The organism is Treponema zioleckii, assembly GCF_014737315.1.
Lineage (GTDB): Bacteria > Spirochaetota > Spirochaetia > Treponematales > Treponemataceae > Treponema_D > Treponema_D zioleckii.
In genome coordinates this window covers 107,046-123,979 of the sequence record NZ_JPUF01000003.1, presented here as the reverse complement: position 1 = coordinate 123,979, position 16,934 = coordinate 107,046, and the positions used below count along the sequence as shown (strand labels likewise).

13 protein-coding genes and 1 pseudogene are annotated in these 16,934 nt (G+C 44.4%); 2 read left to right on the top strand and 12 right to left on the bottom strand.

Annotation, left to right across the window (positions count from 1 at the left end; translation table 11 throughout):
• Positions 1 to 357: 357 nt before the first annotated feature.
• The 4 genes from JI65_RS02005 to JI65_RS01990 form a co-directional block, all read right to left on the bottom strand.
• Positions 358 to 2,088 (bottom strand): ABC transporter ATP-binding protein, encoded by a 1,731-nt coding sequence (locus JI65_RS02005; RefSeq protein ID WP_191013697.1) that lies wholly within the window; start codon positions 2,086 to 2,088, stop codon positions 358 to 360.
• 303 nt (positions 2,089 to 2,391) lie between these two features.
• Complete coding sequence (locus tag JI65_RS02000) at positions 2,392 to 4,224, bottom strand: hypothetical protein (RefSeq protein ID WP_191013696.1); 1,833 nt, start codon at positions 4,222 to 4,224, stop codon at positions 2,392 to 2,394.
• A 42-nt stretch (positions 4,225 to 4,266) separates the two neighbouring features.
• Positions 4,267 to 5,988 carry a hypothetical protein gene (locus JI65_RS01995; protein ID WP_191013695.1) on the bottom strand — a complete coding sequence of 574 codons (1,722 nt, stop codon included), beginning with the start codon at positions 5,986 to 5,988 and terminating at the stop codon, positions 4,267 to 4,269.
• Between the two features lie 62 nt (positions 5,989 to 6,050).
• The gene (locus tag JI65_RS01990) at positions 6,051 to 7,289 is read right to left on the bottom strand and encodes a glycosyltransferase (protein WP_191013694.1); all 1,239 of its coding nucleotides are present in this window, start codon (positions 7,287 to 7,289) and stop codon (positions 6,051 to 6,053) included.
• Positions 7,290 to 7,612: 323 nt separating this feature from the next.
• Between JI65_RS01990 and JI65_RS01985 the strand changes: the two genes are divergently transcribed.
• The gene (locus JI65_RS01985) at positions 7,613 to 8,410 is read left to right on the top strand and encodes a uracil-DNA glycosylase (RefSeq protein ID WP_191013693.1); all 798 of its coding nucleotides are present in this window, start codon (positions 7,613 to 7,615) and stop codon (positions 8,408 to 8,410) included.
• Entirely contained in the window at positions 8,407 to 10,458 is a 2,052-nt protein-coding gene (gene priA / locus JI65_RS01980) for a replication restart helicase PriA (RefSeq protein WP_191013692.1), read from the top strand. The genes JI65_RS01985 and priA overlap by 4 nt, the downstream gene beginning before the upstream one ends.
• Here the strand turns inward: priA and JI65_RS01975 are convergent, their stop codons facing one another.
• From JI65_RS01975 to folP, 8 genes and pseudogenes are all read right to left on the bottom strand, one after another.
• On the bottom strand, positions 10,459 to 10,980 hold the full coding sequence (locus tag JI65_RS01975; protein WP_191013691.1) for a hypothetical protein: 522 nt from the start codon (positions 10,978 to 10,980) through the stop codon (positions 10,459 to 10,461). It abuts the gene before it with no gap.
• A 142-nt stretch (positions 10,981 to 11,122) separates the two neighbouring features.
• On the bottom strand, positions 11,123 to 11,968 hold the full coding sequence (locus JI65_RS01970) for a formylglycine-generating enzyme family protein (RefSeq protein ID WP_191013690.1): 846 nt from the start codon (positions 11,966 to 11,968) through the stop codon (positions 11,123 to 11,125).
• Between the two features lie 9 nt (positions 11,969 to 11,977).
• Positions 11,978 to 12,755: pseudogene (gene truA, locus JI65_RS01965) on the bottom strand (tRNA pseudouridine(38-40) synthase TruA).
• 9 nt (positions 12,756 to 12,764) lie between these two features.
• Positions 12,765 to 13,685 (bottom strand): DUF2225 domain-containing protein, encoded by a 921-nt coding sequence (locus JI65_RS01960; protein ID WP_191013689.1) that lies wholly within the window; start codon positions 13,683 to 13,685, stop codon positions 12,765 to 12,767.
• A 44-nt stretch (positions 13,686 to 13,729) separates the two neighbouring features.
• A complete protein-coding gene (gene acpS, locus JI65_RS01955; RefSeq protein WP_191013688.1) occupies positions 13,730 to 14,128 on the bottom strand; it encodes a holo-ACP synthase in 399 nt (132 codons plus the stop codon).
• Positions 14,125 to 15,210, bottom strand: coding sequence for a CdaR family protein (locus JI65_RS01950; protein ID WP_191013687.1), 1,086 nt, complete (start codon positions 15,208 to 15,210; stop codon positions 14,125 to 14,127). The genes acpS and JI65_RS01950 overlap by 4 nt, the downstream gene beginning before the upstream one ends.
• The gene (gene cdaA, locus JI65_RS01945; protein ID WP_191013686.1) at positions 15,197 to 16,009 is read right to left on the bottom strand and encodes a diadenylate cyclase CdaA; all 813 of its coding nucleotides are present in this window, start codon (positions 16,007 to 16,009) and stop codon (positions 15,197 to 15,199) included. Before cdaA ends, JI65_RS01950 begins: the two co-directional genes overlap by 14 nt.
• A gap of 68 nt (positions 16,010 to 16,077) precedes the next feature.
• Positions 16,078 to 16,908, bottom strand: coding sequence for a dihydropteroate synthase (folP, locus tag JI65_RS01940; RefSeq protein WP_191013685.1), 831 nt, complete (start codon positions 16,906 to 16,908; stop codon positions 16,078 to 16,080).
• Positions 16,909 to 16,934 lie beyond the last annotated feature (26 nt).

Genomic DNA, 16,934 nt, shown 5'->3' with positions numbered 1-16,934 from the left:
CCCTCCGTGGGTGTCCTAGTTTATGGGGTCAGTTTAGTCCTAGTTTATGGGGGCAGTTCACCTAGTTTATGGGGGCAGTTCACCTAGTTTATGGGGGCAGTTTAATTCGCATTCAAAAATGCTTTTTCACAAGAGTTTATTTTCTTCAAGAACCTGCAAAAAAAACTATCAGCCACAGTGCCACTAGTCTCTTTTCAGCCCCTCGGTGTAAAGATTCCGAATCGAGTTCGAAATGACACTATGCAACGAACTTATTGGACATCCCCATGTCATAAAAACTGATTTTCGTTTTTCGGAATTCCCAGCCCCATGGTTTCGACTACGCTCAACCACCGCAAAGGTACAGACAAAGCTTTCCTACTCTTTCTGCACGGTGCGGAGTTTGTAGTATTCACCGACTTTTGCCATAAGCTCATCGTGGGTGCCGGTCTCAGAAATTCCGTGGTCGGTCACTACGGCGATTTTGTCGGCATTTTTTACCGTCGAAAGTCTGTGGGCAATTACCAAAGTCGTGCGGCCTTTTGCAAGTTCATCAAAAGAACGCTGGATTTTTATTTCCGTGGCCGTGTCCAGTGCCGAAGTCGCCTCGTCCAGAATAAGAATCGGCGGATTTTTTAGAAAACACCGCGCAATCGAAACTCGCTGCTTCTGTCCACCGCTCAGTTTAATGCCACGCTCGCCCACAACAGTGTCGTAGCCGTTCGGCATGAGCATTATGTCATCGTGGATTTCGGCGCGGCGAGCAGCCTGTTCAATTTCACTGTCAGTGGCATCAGGCTTTCCGTAGGCTATGTTTTCGCGAATCGTGCCTGCGAACAAAAAAACATCCTGCTGAACGATTCCGATTTGAGAGCGAAGCGAAGATTTCTTGATTTTCTGAATGTTGATTCCGTCAAGACTGATTTCACCGCCCGTAATTTCGTAAAACCGTGGAATCAAGTTGCAGATTGTAGATTTTCCGCCACCGCTTGCCCCGACCAAAGCAAATTTTTCGCCGGAACGAATTTCCATGTTCACATCTTTTAAAACAGGAAAATCTTTTGTGTATGAAAAATCCACGTTCTTAAAGGAAATATTTCCCCGGGCAGAAAGAATTTCCACCGCATCAGGACTGTCTTTAGGCTCTTCTGCAGTACGCATGATTTCAAGAAAACGATGAAATCCTGCCATGCCGGTTGCAAACTGCTCCACAAAATTCGTAAGCTTTCGGATTGGAGCCGTAAAAGTTGCAACAAAAAGATTGGCCGCAATCAAATCCGGAAGAGTCATTTTTCCACGCATAATAAAGTAGCCGCCGGTTCCCAGAACGATCAGCGAAAGAAGGTTGTTGCAAAGCTCTATGTTTGAGTGAAAGAAAGCCATATAACGGAATCGCACTTGCTTTGCAAGGCTATATTCCTTGTTGTGCCGGGCGAATCGCTCACGCTCAAAATCCTCGTTGCAAAATCCTTTGGTCACCCGAATTCCAGAAATGCTGGACTCAAGGCTGGCGTTTATTCCTGCAGTAGTTTCCTTTACGGCAACCGAAGAACGCGAAAGGTTCTGCCTTGAAGCAATCACAATAAGAATCATGACCGGAAGCGCGATTATGACGATGAGAGCCAATTCCCAGCGAATTGTCAGCAAAAAGAAGAACGAGCCAAGAATCGTTAGAACCGCAATTGAAAAATCTTCCGGGCCGTGATGGGCAAGTTCGGTAATTTCAAAAAGGTCTGTCGTTGCCCGCGACATGATTTTTCCTGTTCGGTGAGTGTCGTAAAAGTTGAACGGCAAGTTTTCAAGATGGTCAAAAACATCCCGCCTCATATCCTGCTCGATTCTGTTTCCAAAAACATGGCCCCAGTAATTCACGAACCAGTTGCAAAGCCAACGAAGCGCAAAGCCCAAAAGCAAGACTCCAATCAGAATCAAAAAAGTTCTGAGCGCGTGATTCGGAATGAGCGTGTAAAGCGCAAACCGCGAAAACATTGGAAAAGCTACGTCAATCGCAGCGATAAAGAACGCACAAACCATGTCGGCAATAAAAAGCGGCAGGTGCGGCTTGTAATAAGAAAAGAAAATTTTTAGGGGATGTTTTGAATAGTCCATGAGACGAGTCTAGCAGAAAATCCCGGCTACGGGAATCTGCATTCAACTGCGTCAAAATCTTATTCTGCAGCGCCATCCCAAACTTATTGCCCTCGTCACCCCGAACTTACTGCCCTCGTCACCCCGAACTTGTTTTGGGGTCTTTCCTAACGCCGATGCAGATGCCGAAATAAATTCGGCATGACAAAACTTGCTAATTCCTGACACCGATAAACACAGATTTTCGCAGATTAGTCGCAGATAATTATTCTCTTTGAATAAATCCGCATTCCACCTGCGGCAAAATCTTATTTATGTGCCAAATTAATACGTGTACTTTACTCCAACAGAAAAATAATGGTTCACCTTGTCGTAGAGCTGTTCCACCCATTCGTGCTTCTGTCGCTCTGCCTCAGTTTTGGCAGCTGCAAGCATTTCCTCTTCGGAAGAATATGTCGCTCCGTTAAAAGTGTACGTTCCGTCGGAATTGGAAGTGTAGCCAAGTCCGCTGTACACGTTCGTGTCAACTCCAGCATTCTTTACGTACTCAAAAATATAGCCAAGTTTTAGCGAGAACTGACCGCCACGGTTTTTAGGCAAATCGTAAGTAGCTCCAAGTCCTGCCTGGCACACGTACATTTTATGGTCGCTCGTCATAAAACCAAGACAATCCCAAGCCTGAGAAACGTGCTTTCCGTTCGTAGCGCCATCACTTGAATCAGAAAAAAGCTGATGCATGTACGCAGAGCCGTCAGTCATGTACTGATTCGGTTTTGCAAGAACATACTGAGCGGCATCTTCATCGTCAAATGCCTCGGCAGAGTTTGCGTGACGAATAAAATTTGTAGTAAAATCCAAAGTCAGCCGTTTTGCAGGGTTGAATCTTGCAGAGAATGAAACTTTGTCGGAATTAGGGTCAAGAGAAGAACCGATGTTGATTCCTGCGTTCATGTAATTCTGCCGGTTCACAGTCGTTCCTTCTATCACTCCAGAATTGCTGCTTTCGTAATCCCAATGAGAATAAACGTAAGGCATTATAACCTGATAATCAACGCTCATCCTGGAAACCGCAGATTTTTCCGGCACAAAAACCAAGCCAGTCTGCAAACCGAATCGAAGTTTTGAATCAAAATTCAGTTTTACAATATCATCCAGCGCAAGGTCGTCGGCAAAAAAGTCTGTTGCCCACAAAAGTCCTTTTGCAGGTTTTACTTCGAACAAAAGTCCCATCTGAACATTGTCGCTAGCTCCGCCAATTCCCTGAATCGCCATGTACGGTGCCGGGAAAAGATATGAGATATTTGTTCCGCCAAAAACCACGTTTTCATAATAAGTCACGTCCAAAAAATCAAATGGCCTGAATTGAATCGCATGGAAGGCCAAGAATTTGTCATTCTGCAACCAATCAGTGTTTGTCTTGTAATTTCGCGTAGCCCCAATGGACTCGTAAACGCTGGTGTAGCTCCATTTTTCGCGAGTCGCGTTAAAAACAAGATTCGCCGAATGATAACTCGTTTCGTTCAACGCAAGTCCGTCACCCAAAAAAGGCCCGAATCCGATTCTGCTAAGCCCCGCACTTCCGTAAACATCGCTTGAACCATACTGAACGTTCACGTTCCAGTTCAGGTACGCTTCCATTGAGCCGAGAGTTGTTGCATCAAAAATTGAATCCTGACTTTTGTTTACGGCATAAGCCGCCCAGTTTTCGTAAGGCTCAGTTTCGCCGTAAATGCCAAGTTTGTAGCCAAGAGCGACTTTTTCGCCCAAAACAACGTCTCCGGCAACGCCAACTTCGCCTTCAATATTTTTTTCGGATTCTGTCGAATCTTCTGTAATATTTTGAGTTGATTTTGCATCAAAGCCTAGTTTTGCATAAACATTGTACGGCTTTGAGAAGATTCTCTCGTATTCAGTTTTCGCAAATTCAACATCCTCTTCTTCGCCGTTTTCGATTACGTCCTCAAGGATTTTTTTTATGGTTGCAACCGGATAAGGCCGGAGCATAGGCAGTTTTGATTTTATTAAGCCCCTGAGTTCCCAGCCCTGCGCCTCCGCATAAAATTTGTCGTTCGGGTCTACGGAAACCTGTGCAAAAACCGAGGTGAGCAAAGAAAAACCGATTAAAGCAAAAATCGCTTTTTTTACTTTCTTCATCATTCTTAAATCTTCCATCCAAATTTTAAGTTTTTCGAGTGGCCCTTATTTTTTCAAGAAATCAAGGAGTTTGAATTCCATTGCGAGGGCAAATTCTGCGCCGTTGCGTTTTTCGCCAGCCGTGTTGTCGTAATTAAAAATAAAGACGTAAGAAGGCTGAACTGTAAATTTGAGCCAAGAATTTGCGTTCCAAGTTCCTCGGAGAGAAATTCGGTTCACGTATTCAGGTGTTCCGCTCGGACTTGAAGAATCGCGTTTTTCTTCCCAATCTGTCTGGCTGTCCTTGTCTGGGTAAGCCCAGTTTCCTGCATCATCAGCCTCCGTTGTATCAAAAGCAGTTTGCTGTCCGCCCCAGCCTGTTGCCGCGTGGAGTCGGTCAAAAACGTTCGTTCCAGAATTTTCGCCGCGGGCCATAAAAAGATAGACAAAATCAACAGACCATTTTTCAGGAACTTCGTATCCGGCTTTTAACTCGCCAGAAATCGTGTCAGGTCCGAACGGTGAGCCAATCCACTCGTAAAAAATCGCCTTGTCGCCCATATTCTCGCTATACGTGCGGGAAAGAGACCAGTTCGGGCTTTCTTTTATGTACAAATACGGGTCTGCCCAGTAGCCTTCAAGACCAAAATGGAAGCGTCCCTGGCCGTAAGGAATGTAAAGCTCCGTTCCGAGCTGTGCGCCAAGACCGTTCGGGGTCGGGGTGTCTGGCCAATTTGTTCGCTCGTAGGAAGTCTGATACTGCGTCATGGCAAAAGTTCCGTAGAAGCGAGTGTATTTGAACGGAGTCACCTGAGCGACAATCGCAAAATAGTCGCAAGTGTGTGATTCCGGGTCGCTTTCATCAGGCTCATAATCACGCCAAGCCGAGAAACCGTGGAAAATCATCCAAGGATTCATAAAACGAAGCTCCATCGGAGCGTTTACGAGCAAACCTTCCAAGAAGGTAATCTGGAATTTATTGAAGAATCTTGCGTCAAGCTGATGGTGATACATGTATTTGTCAACGTTAAACTGAGAAATTCCGCCAGTGTACTTGAAATTCGGCGAGAAAAGCTCGATTTGACCGTAAGAAACGCCGGTAAGATATTCAGACCAAATTACGGAACCCGTGAGCGTTCTTCCAACAGAGCGGGTGCCCTTTCCGAGCTGAAAGTTTATTCCAGTCTTTTCTGTGAACATTTTTCCTATCGAAAAATATCCGCTGTCAGGAAAGGCGTTGTCTATGTCGTCAGGAGAGAGAATAATGTTCGTGTAGTTATCATCGTGGCTCATTGCGCCATTGTTCTGACCGAGAAACACGTCCATCTTCATCGTAACAAAGTCGCCTGCGGCAATCGTAACAGGTGCGTCAATAAACGGTTTTCGCTCATAGCGGTCGTAAACCCAGTCAATATCATCTTCGGTTTTATAAAAGCCAGAAAGATTAACAGTCGGCTCAAAGCCAACTGTAAGAATGTCAGAATTGATGACGTTCAAAGTTTCGTCGCCAAAATAATTTTTGATTCTGTCATACTCCGCTTTTCCAACTTCGCTCAAAGAATCGTAATCAACTTCTTTAAGGTAAAGCTCGATTTCTTTGATTGTGGCAGGAGCCGTTCCCGAAAAATTCAAAATTCCAGTTTCAAGCGAAATCGCAGTGAGAGAGTCGTAAATCCAGTGCCCCGGCTCAACAAGTTCCTGCGCTCCGCGAGGATTTGAGAATGCGGCAGAAATCAAAAAAATCGAAAATGCCACAGAAAGAATCGTAGATTTTAAAGTCTTTTTCATTTATTTTTCCTCGTAATTACTTTATTTCATCTCTAAAAACTGAAGTTCTTTAGAATTTTCCTTTAATCACGTTTTGTTTTATTCGTTCGCTCGTTCCTAATCCGAACGGCTTTTTCGTAACATTCAACGAGTTTTGGCGTAAGACTTGAAATTCTCCACTGTTGCCCCCATTTTACAGCCTCTTTTGACTTTTGCTTGCGGAGGTTCTGGTTTTCAAGCAATTTTATTACGCTCGAAGCAAAGACAGAAACATCATCAGGAACCATGTAGCCGCCGTTGTCGCCCTGCATAACATCAAGAGTTCCCATCTCGCCAATCGCAACCACAGGAAGCCCCTCAAGCATCGCCTCTACAGTCACAAGTCCCTGCGTCTCGGTTTTGCTAGGGAACACAAAAACCTGCGCAAGTCTATAGAAATAAATCAAATCGTCGCTTTTCATGTAGCCTGGGAATGCCACCGACTTAGAAAGTCCTTTTTTCTCGGCAATCGAAGAAAGTTCCTCCAGATACGGACCGTTTCCAATAAAAAGCAATGCTGTTCTAGGAAATCGTTTCTGGACTTCAACAAGCACGTCAAAAAGAAACGCGAGATTTTTTTCCTTTACCACGCGACCAACAAAAAGGAGAATTTTTTTTCCTCGGAGGTGCGGGAATTTCTTAAAAAGCCTGTTACGGATTTCAAGTGCGCGGCGGAACCTAAAACTTTCGGAATCATCCGGGATTCCGGTCGGAATTATGTCGGTGAACTTTTTGATTCCGTAATCCTCGACAACCTGAGAGATTCGCCTTGTAGGCGCAATAATAACGTCAGCCCGTTTCAAGTAAAATTTAACTACGTTGCGACCGATTTTTCGGAGTGCCGCATCAGGCAAAAATGAAACGTAATTTGCAAGGTAATCTTCCCACATCGTGTGAAAAGTGAACACGAACGGAATCTTCCGGTGATGGGCGTAAACTGCTCCAAAATATCCGATAGTCCACTCGGAATTTATGTGAACCACGTCCGGATTAAAATTTTTCATCGCCTTGTTGATTCGATGCAGCTTGTCAAAACGAATCATTCGGTCTTCCTTCGAAAAAAACAATCCGCTTGAAGGAATTCGTATAATTTCAAAAGGTGAGCTTTCATCGTTGGATTTTTCGTCAAAAAGAGCATTCTTCTGTTGCTGCTCGGAATATTCCAGGCACACGACACAAACCTTGTGCCCCAATTTCGTGAGCTCAGTGGCATAGGACCTTACAGAAACGGAAACCCCGTTAATGCGAGGAAAGTATGCGTCTGTAAACATTGCGATTTTCATAGAAAATAAATTATATTCAATTATAAAATGAACGGCAACCGCCCCGAAAATCCTTGCTTTCGTATTGTAAACTTGTAAGTAAAAAAAATTGTCTGCACTACCGCGAAAAAAACGTTTTTGTTCACGCGGTGCAAGCTGTAAGGAATTTTATTGACGCCGCTTTGCGGCTCACCTTGCAAACGTTCACAAAAGCCGTTTTTTCGCTCTCGTTCCGACAATTTTTTTTCGTCAACTTAACCATAAGCAAGGCTTTTCTTCAAAAAGTAGAAAAGGGAGAGTCGGTGCGTGCAAAAAAATAAAAAATAAGATAGACTTCTACAGAAATGACTAAAGATGAAAAACTTTTGATATATAATTTTTTAAAAACGACTTCTGATTCACTTTACGGATTCAGCTCACCTCATTTTCCAAAGGACACACCGCAGTTTTTAGATGACGTACCTGCACAATTTACGGAAAATGCAGCGCAAAATCCGCAAGAAAATTTTTCACCTGCATATTCATCAACTCCAGAATCAACGCGCCCTCAAAATGCCGGTGCAAGCGACACAATCAGCAACATTGCGTTAAAAATCGCCCAGTGCCAGAGATGCCCTCTCGCAAAAATGCGAATGAACACAGTTCCGGGCGAAGGCATAAAAAATCCGTTCGTGCTCGTAATCGGCGAAGGTCCCGGCGAAGAAGAGGACAGAAGCGGCCGACCGTTCGTAGGGCCTGCTGGCCAGCTTTTGGACAAAATGCTCGCGGCAATCGGACTTTCACGAACGACAAACACTTTTATTGCGAACATCGTAAAATGTCGTCCGCCATACAACCGAAATCCGGAACCGAACGAGGCAGACTCGTGCCGCTCGTTTTTGGACGCGCAAATCGCAGCCTTAAAACCAAAAGCGATTCTTGCGGCGGGAAGCGTAGCCATCAAAAATCTTCTCCATACGAACGAGGGCGTTCTCCGCCTCCACGGAAAAATTCTCGACTACAACGGAATTCCGCTTTGCACCACATACCATCCGAGTGCGCTTTTGCGTGCTCCAGAAAACAAACGCGTCGCCTGGGAAGATTTAAAGATTTTCAGGACCAAACTCCTTGAATTGAATCCTGATTACCAGAATCAAAAATGAAATATCTCTCAATCGTTCTGAATATTCCAGTAAATCAAAGTTTCACGTATTTGAACTCAGAGAAAGAAAACGAACGTTCTCTCGTAGGTTTCCGCGCAGATTTGATGTTCGGCACAAAGCACACAAAAGGTTTTATCGTTGACGAATTTGACGAACTTCCAGCCGATTTGGGCTTTGATCCGGCAAAAATCAGACCAATCCGAAAGATTCTAGACAAAGAGCCTGTGTTCAATAAAGAACTTCTGGAACTTGCAAAATGGATGAGCCGTTACTACATTTGCTCACTAGGAGAATGCATTTCGGCAATGCTTCCAAGCGGACAGCGGGAATCTAACGCGGGCGGATTCAGCTTTGAAAACGAAATTCTCGCCCTTTCAAAAAGAGAGCTTAGCGACGAGCAGATTGCGGCCGTAAACGGAATTATCGGCTCGTCCGCGCAAAACAGTTCAAGTGCAGACGGCAAAAGCGCACAGTATTTTCATTATCTTTACGGCCCAACAGGAACCGGAAAAACGGAAGTCTTTTTGCAGGCTGCAGACGAAATGTTTTCCCGCGGAAAAGGCGTAATTTATCTAGTTCCAGAAATTTCTCTTACCCAGCAAGTCGTAGAATCGGTTCGAGCGCGATTCGGAAACACGGCAGCCGTACTTCATTCAGGGCTTACTCCAAGCCAAAGGCTTTCTGAGTGGAACAGAATTATAAAAAAAGAAGCTCGCGTAATCGTCGGGGCAAGAAGCGCAGTTTTTGCTCCAGTCCCGGATTTAGGGCTTATCATAATCGACGAGGAACACGACGGCTCTTACAAATCTGGAAACACACCCCGCTACCACGCACGGCAGGTTGCAATGTACCGCTGCATCAAGCAAAAAATTCCGCTCGTGATGGGAAGTGCCACTCCAAGCGTTGAGGCATGGTATCTTATGAAAACCGGCGGAATTTTTAAGCACACGCTCACAAAAAGACTTGCCGGCGGAACAATGCCAAAAATCACGACGGTGAATCTTTCTGAGCAACCGACGAATTCGGGGTGCATCTCGCCGGAACTTAAAGAAGAAATTTCGGAGACGTTAAAAGAAAAACGCCAGACAATCCTTTTTTTGAACAGACGCGGATTCACGCACTTTTTTAGGTGCAATTCTTGCGGTTTTGAACTTAAATGCAAAAACTGCTCCGTGTCGATGACGTTCCACAAAAACGAAAAACGCCTAAAATGCCACTACTGCGGATGGAGCACGGAACCGCCTCAGCAATGTCCGCAATGCGGTTCTCTTGACGTAGGCTACTCAGGATTCGGAACGGAATATATTGAATCCGAAGTGAAGGCAAAATTTCCGAACGCAAAAATCGTGCGAGTTGACACGGATTCAATAACGCATAAAAACGAGCTTCAGGAAAAAATACAGGCTTTTAAAAACGGTGAATACGACATAATGCTCGGAACACAAATGGTCGCAAAAGGACTTAACTTTCCGAACTTAAAGCTGGTCGGCGTCGTGCTTGCAGACACAAGTCTGTACATGCCGGATTTTCGTGCGTCAGAGCGCACTTTTTCACTGATTACGCAGGTTGCAGGCCGGGCAGGAAGGTTTTTTCCGGACGGAAAAGTTTTGGTTCAGACTTATGCGCCAGACCGCGAGCCAATCGCCTACGCCGTGTACGGAAAGACCGACTCGTTCTACGAAAGTGAACTTGCGGCCCGCGAGATGCTGAATTTTCCGCCATTTTCAAGGCTGGTCCGCTTAGTATTCCGCTCGCCATCAGAAAAGTCCGCCATGAACGCAAGCTACGAAACCTGCGACATCATAAAAAAAATGCTTTCGGCAATGGCTACAAATGAAAAGAACCGGGAACTCTGCGAAAAAACAGAAATTCTCGGTCCGTCAGAATGCCCGATTGCAAAAATCTCGATGAATTTCAGATACCAAATTCTTCTGCGTTCTCCGCAAATCTCCATATTGCAATATCTTGCAGGCAAGTTGATTTTTGATTTTCGTCCGCCGTCAGACGTTTACATTGAATGCGACGTTGACCCGGTTTCGCTTCTCTAGCTACAAAGGCAGCTCGGCAACGTACCAGTCACCGGAGGCTCTGTCTTTTATCATAAGAACGTCGTCTTCGCCAGCATCCTCTTCGCCACGATAAGAGTAAGCAATCTTTATCTTAAAGTATGCGCGCTCAATCGTGTCGATTTTTGAATGCCCTAACAACTCAATTTTATCTGGATTTACAGTGATAACGAGACGGTCAACTAGACCGTAAAAAGCGTTGCGTTTTTTTTCCATTTCGGAAAGAACTTCATCTTTACTAACTCCGCCCCGTCCAAGATTCGTAACGGAATTCTTCCAGAAATCACTTTCTTCAAGATAGCTTATAAAAAAAGTCGTGAGCACTACGCTCGGCTCGGATTTTTCTTCCCAAGAAATGTATTGGAGAAGTTTTCCGCCGTAAGTGACAGTAATCTGTTTTTCGACTTTTGAAATTTCAAAAACCTTGCTTTCGTCTGCAAAAATGTTCTGGCACATAAGGCCCGAAAAAATAAAAGCAAGAATCAAACCAAAGAATTTTCTCATAAAGTTTCTCCCAGGTCGAATGTCGAGTTTTTTAGCCAATGTAGAAAAATGCATCCAGTACCAGAAAAAAGCGTCTGCTTTTCTTCCCGTTACCGCATTTTTTTGCTCTAATTTTGAAACTCGAAACCGAACCTCCTAAAATTTACTCGTCTGTTTTTTTCTCCGCAGTGCGCACAACTCTAAAACCAACGTCGTCTCCAACGCCCATCGGGTCTCCAAAACGCCTGCCGGAAACGCGGCAATATGGCTCGTAAATTCCGCCGGAGCCCCATGAACCGCCTCTGGTAACGCGGTAAGTCGCCTTTTTTATGCCGTAAGGATTTTCTTTGTCCCTAAAATCATAATCGCCGTAATAATCCCAGCACCACTCGTAAACGTTTCCGCTCATGTCGTAAAGACCAAGTTCGTTCGGCTGTTTTTTTCCCACCTCGTGAGTTTTGTAGCCGCTGTTAATGCCGTACCACCCCACTGCGGAAAGTTTGTCGCTGCCACTATATTTGTAATTTTTAGATTTGTTTCCGCCACGCGCGGCAAATTCCCACTCGGCTTCGGTCGGAAGTCTGAACCCGTTGGCCTTAAAATCGCACCGCCAGCCAAAATTCGAAAGCGTGTAGCATTTTTTTAGGCCATTAAGTCGGCTAAGCTCGTTGCAGAATTCGATCGCATTGACCCACGAAATGCTTTCCACAGGTCTTCGCCCCTGAGCGTCGCCGGGAGCAGTCTTGGCCCTAAAATAGCTCGGATTCGTATTCATAACCGCACGGTAAAGTTCCTGCGTAACTTCGTACTTTGAAATATAAAAATCTGAAAGCGTGACTTTGTGAGGCATTTCATCGACATCAGAATCTTTGTCGTTGCTTCCCATTTTAAAAGTACCGCCTTCAACAAAAACCATGTCAGAATCAATTTTCCAAAGCGGAAGAACAGATTGGGCAGCAATAAAAAATACACAAAATAAAATGATTAACGGCAAAAGGACTTTTTTCATAAAAGTATTTTAAACGTGCCTTCTAATTCCGTCAAAGGCAATGTTCCATAAAAAAAGACCGGTCGCGGGAGCCGTAACTCCGGCGCGTTTTCTGTCGCGGCTTTCAAGAACTTCCTTAAAATAAGAAGCGTCCTTTCCGGCCTTTTCAAACTGAATCAGGCTTCCGGTAATGCTTCGAACCATCTTCCACAAAAAAGCGTTCGCCGCAATTTCAAAAACGATTTTCTCGCCGTCAGGATAAAACACCGCATTGTCAATAAACCTATGCGTCGAAAGACTTTGATCGCCAGCCGCCGCAAAAGTCGCACAGTCAATCTCGCCTTTCAGGCAAGAAGCCATTTCGTTCAGAACATGAAGATTCGGAAACCTGTGAATCGGCCACACGTAACGCATTTCGCTTGCAAGAGGGCTTGCCCCGCAATGAATAAAATACCTGTAAGTGCGGCTCGTCGCGCTAAAACGGGCGTTAAAATCTTCGGGAACGACTTTAGAGTCGTTAATGCGGATGTCCGGCGGCAAAAAAGAATTTAACGCAGGGATTATTTTTTTTTCGGGTAATCGAGTCCACCGGGCAGAAAAAATTCGCCGCCTGAGCCGCCGCATGAACGCCAGAATCCGTGCGACCGCTCCCGTACAGCGTAATATGAGTCTTAAAAAGTTTTTGCAGAGCTTTTTCAATCTCGCCCTGAACCGTGCGGACGGCTTTGCCTTTGTCAGAAAAATCCTGTCGCTGCCAGCCGCAAAAATCGGTTCCGTCGTAAGACAGTGTTAAAAGTATGTTTCGCATAAAATCGGTTTAGTCGTCAGACAAATCAAGACCTTCAACGTCAATCGTATTCGCTTCTTTTAACTCTTTTGAAAGCAAATCGTAAAGCGCGCGGGCTTTTTCCAAAAGAGGGCCAGGCTTTGCCTTCGAAGACTTTCCGAGACCGAAGATTCTCGCAATCGCACGTTTGTTCTCGTCAAATTTCTTGAATCGCTGCTTCATGTCCTCGCGCTGACCATACTTGTATTCAAGCAATGCCGAGAGATAAATGATTCCGTCGTAACCGTAATTTTTGTCCATGTCAGGGCCAAAACTTCCAAGTCCGCCAACAGCCTCAACACCAGTCGTCTCGTTTATGAGAGTCTGCTGATAGAAGAAAAGTGCCTTTCGGTAGAAAACCTCGGAAATATAGTCGTAATTGTACGTAGGAATCTGCTCGTGAAGATGCTTACAAAGCCAAGCGAGTCTGAGCGAAATCATCGCACGTTTGATTGTAGGCGAATATTCAATATCCACTTTCTCGTAAGAAAGGAGCGCAAGATAATACATCGCAATGCCGTCAAGAAGGTTTCTCTCACGTTTCAAATCATAATGCGGGAAAATTGCCTCAACGGCAGCCTTTCGGTTCATGTCATCGTCACGAAGCCGCTCGATAGTCTCTTTGTCCTTAATCTCTTCAAAATCTTTCCAAAAGAGCGCAAGATGACAGCGAGGGCACGCGCCAACCGCATAAATCAACGGAAAAATCTCTCCATAGGTTTTTGAAGGAATATAAAGACGGTGAAGTTCGTCCGTAAGCTCACCGGCATTCATTCTTCCGCCGCCAGAAAGCATTTCCTCTTTGTCAAATTCACGATTGCAGACAGGGCAACAGCACTTGGTTTTTGACCAATAAGAATGCTTCGGCTTTTTATTCGGGTCAGAAGCTTTTTTTGTCGTTTTTCTAAGCATATCTATATTCTCCCACAGTTATATTTTTCATACCATTTGAAAATTCAATTTTCAATCACCACAAAGGCAATAGCAAATTCTTTTTCATGGGAAATCGAAAGATGAATTCTGTAATTCTCCCCGACCCTTTCCCTTACGATTTTTTTTGTTTTCTCGCCAAGCTCCAAATAAGGCTTGCCGAATTTATCATTTTTTACGAAGAAATCCCCAAGCTCCAGGCCCGTAAAGCCAGTTCCAAGAGCCTTGCAAAAAGCCTCTTTCGCGGAAAATCGTCCGGCATAATGCTCGCAAAGTGCCGTAATTCGCGGAAGATTTTCTTCTGAATTTTCGTCCGTCTGAACGATTTCCTGGGCATTAAAAAAACGCTTGATTAGCACAGGATTTTTTACCCATTTTTCAAAACGACTGACTTTCGAAATATCTGTTCCGATTCCAAAAATCATTCTGCAGCCCCGTAATTTTCCTCAAGGATTTTTTCAATGTCGCCGGCATTTTCGCTTGCGTCTGTATTCTCGGAATCAGGAGCATTTTCAGGAGCGGGAGAATTTTCTTTTTCCGTTATATTTTCGTCTTTTTTTTCTGTAAAGGTTACACTTATATTCTCCGGGCTGTCCTTCGAAACAGAGAAATTACTAGGAAAATTAAAACTGAGCGGCACGCTGAACGTTCCGGCTCCAGAAATTCCAGAACAGTCAACTTCGACCGCATTATCACTTGGCGAAAAATTCTCAAGATCGAGCGACGACGCATAAAGCCGTATTGAAACGTATTTTTCGGGATTCTCTATTTTTAGGTTGTCGGCCAAATTTATAAAATTTACAGGAATGTTCGAAAAGCTTTTTACTGATTTTTTTGCAGCCAGCTCCATCATCACTTTAAATTCCTGCTTTTCATCATACTTTAGAAAAACTCCAGGCGAATTGATTCTTGTACTCACAACTTCAGTGCCAGAAATTGATGAAATGTCGATTTCTTTTGTCTGAACAAGCTTTAACTTTTCAACACGGCTTTTAGGCCCCGTAATTTTTACCTGCTCAGGCAAAACCGAATATTTTAGCTCGTAACCCGAAGGCACGCTTCCCACGAACAAAGGTTTTACGTCTATAAAATCCGTATATTTTTCATCCACAGAAAGATGAATTTGCTTTGGACGCACTGTAATTTCCAGCGGACTGATTTTTAGAGCACGGTTTGAAATGTCCAAAAGAACCGGAAAATCGTACTCGCCGGCCTGGGGAGTATAATTCAAGTCGAGGTAAGGTCTAAAATCGGTTTCGGAAAGATTTTTTAAATCCTCAATGCGCCCCCGAATTTCCACGGCAACGTTTGAAGTGCTCGGAGAATTTTCCATTACGATTCCGTTGTCAGCTTTGATTCTGAGCGGAATTGTAAGCGTGTTGGACTCAAGCGTCTGGTTCTGATAAAAAATATAAAGGAGGCAGGAAATTCCAAAGCAGAGTGCCTTTGCACGCCAGTTGTGCACAAGAATTTCCTTGATTTTTTTAAGGCTCTCAATTTTCAGCATCTTTCACCTCGACTGTTTTATTTTCAGAAGTAATGTTAAGCAATTTTGTAAGAATTTTTGTTATCTGAGCGCTTTTTAAGTCGTATTCAAGTTTGCCGTCGTAGGCAAGGCTTATAGCGCCAGTCTCTTCGGAAACCACGAGAACAACCGCGTCCGTCTGTTCGCTAAGTCCAAGGGCCGCACGGTGACGGGTTCCGAAGGTTTTTTTAATATCATAATTCTGGCTCAGCGGAAGGAAACAGCCCGCCGCAATCAACTTGCCGCCCCGAACGATACAAGCCGCGTCGTGCAATTCTGTCTCGAACTTAAAAATTGTCAGGAGGAGCGCCGGAGACAAATCCGCGTTGATTCTCGTCCCCGAATCGATAATGTCGTCAATTTTTGTACTTCGCGGAAAAACGATTAGCATTCCTTTTTTCATCTGCGAAAGCATTTCTGCCGCCGTAATAACTTTTGTAATGTCATCGAGTTTTGTTTTTGAAGTATTTCCGATTCGGTTCATAAAATTCTTCTGACCGAGCTTTAAAAACATGTTCCTGATTTCTGGCTGAAAAACAATCGCAAAACAAATCGCAAGTCCAGGAGCAAAGAATCTGAGAATCCACAAGAGAACCGGAAGATTCAGGAAAGCCGCCATTCCAAAGGCGACTGCAATCACGATTCCGGCCGTAAGAATCTGCATGGCCTTGGTTTTTACGAGCATCTGATACGCGTAATAAAAAATGAAGGTAAGTATTCCAATATCAAGAATAGGCTTTATTCCGTCGTAAAAAGCCTTCAACGTATTATAAGCACTCAATTTTTTCTCCTCTCAATTAGAGACTTTTTAAAGGTGAGAACTTCAAAAAAACTGAAGTTTTTAGAGGTTTACTTTATAATACCATTTTCAATCGCGTTGTAAACAATTAAAGAATCTTTTGCCTCGCGAACATCGTGAACTCGAATCATCGAAGCGCCACGTTTTACGCAAAGAAGGTCTGCCGCAATCGTTCCAGCAAGCCTAAACTCGGTTTCTTGGCCAGTAACTGCCCCGATGCATGATTTTCGCGAAAGAGCCATAAGGACAGGGTATTTTCCGTCACACAAAGAACCGCATTTTCGCATAAGCTCAAAATTTCCAGCCACATCCTTTGCAAAACCGATTCCTGGGTCAACCCAAATCTTTTCTTGAGAGATTCCCTGGCTCATCGCATATTCAGCCCTGGAAGAAAGATAATTGCTCACCTCGGTGAATATGTCTCTGTAAGCCGTATTTTTTTGCATTGCGTCAGGCTCGCCGCGTTTGTGCATCAGAATCACAGGGATTTTTGTTTCCGCCGCAAGGCCTGCAAGTTTTTCGTCATCTTCAAGAGCAGAAATGTCATTCAAAATATCCGCGCCGGCATCCAAAGCCGCTTTCATAACAGCAAACTTTCTTGTGTCCACAGAAATCGGAATCTTGCTGTGCTTTCGAACAGCTTCGATTACAGGAACGATTCTGCGGATTTCCTCGGCTTCATCAACGTACTCGCTTCCAGGTCGGGTGGACTCGCCTCCAATGTCAAGAAGATCTGCCCCGTCATCAATCAGTTTTAGGGCATGGTCTGCACCGCCACGGCTTTCTTTCCAAAAAGAATCAGGCGTAACATTCACGATTCCCATTACGAACGCTGGCAAAGAAGTTGTAATCTCCCGGTCAGAAAGTTTTAACGTTTTCATAATTTTATCTGTCTCCATTTTCTTCA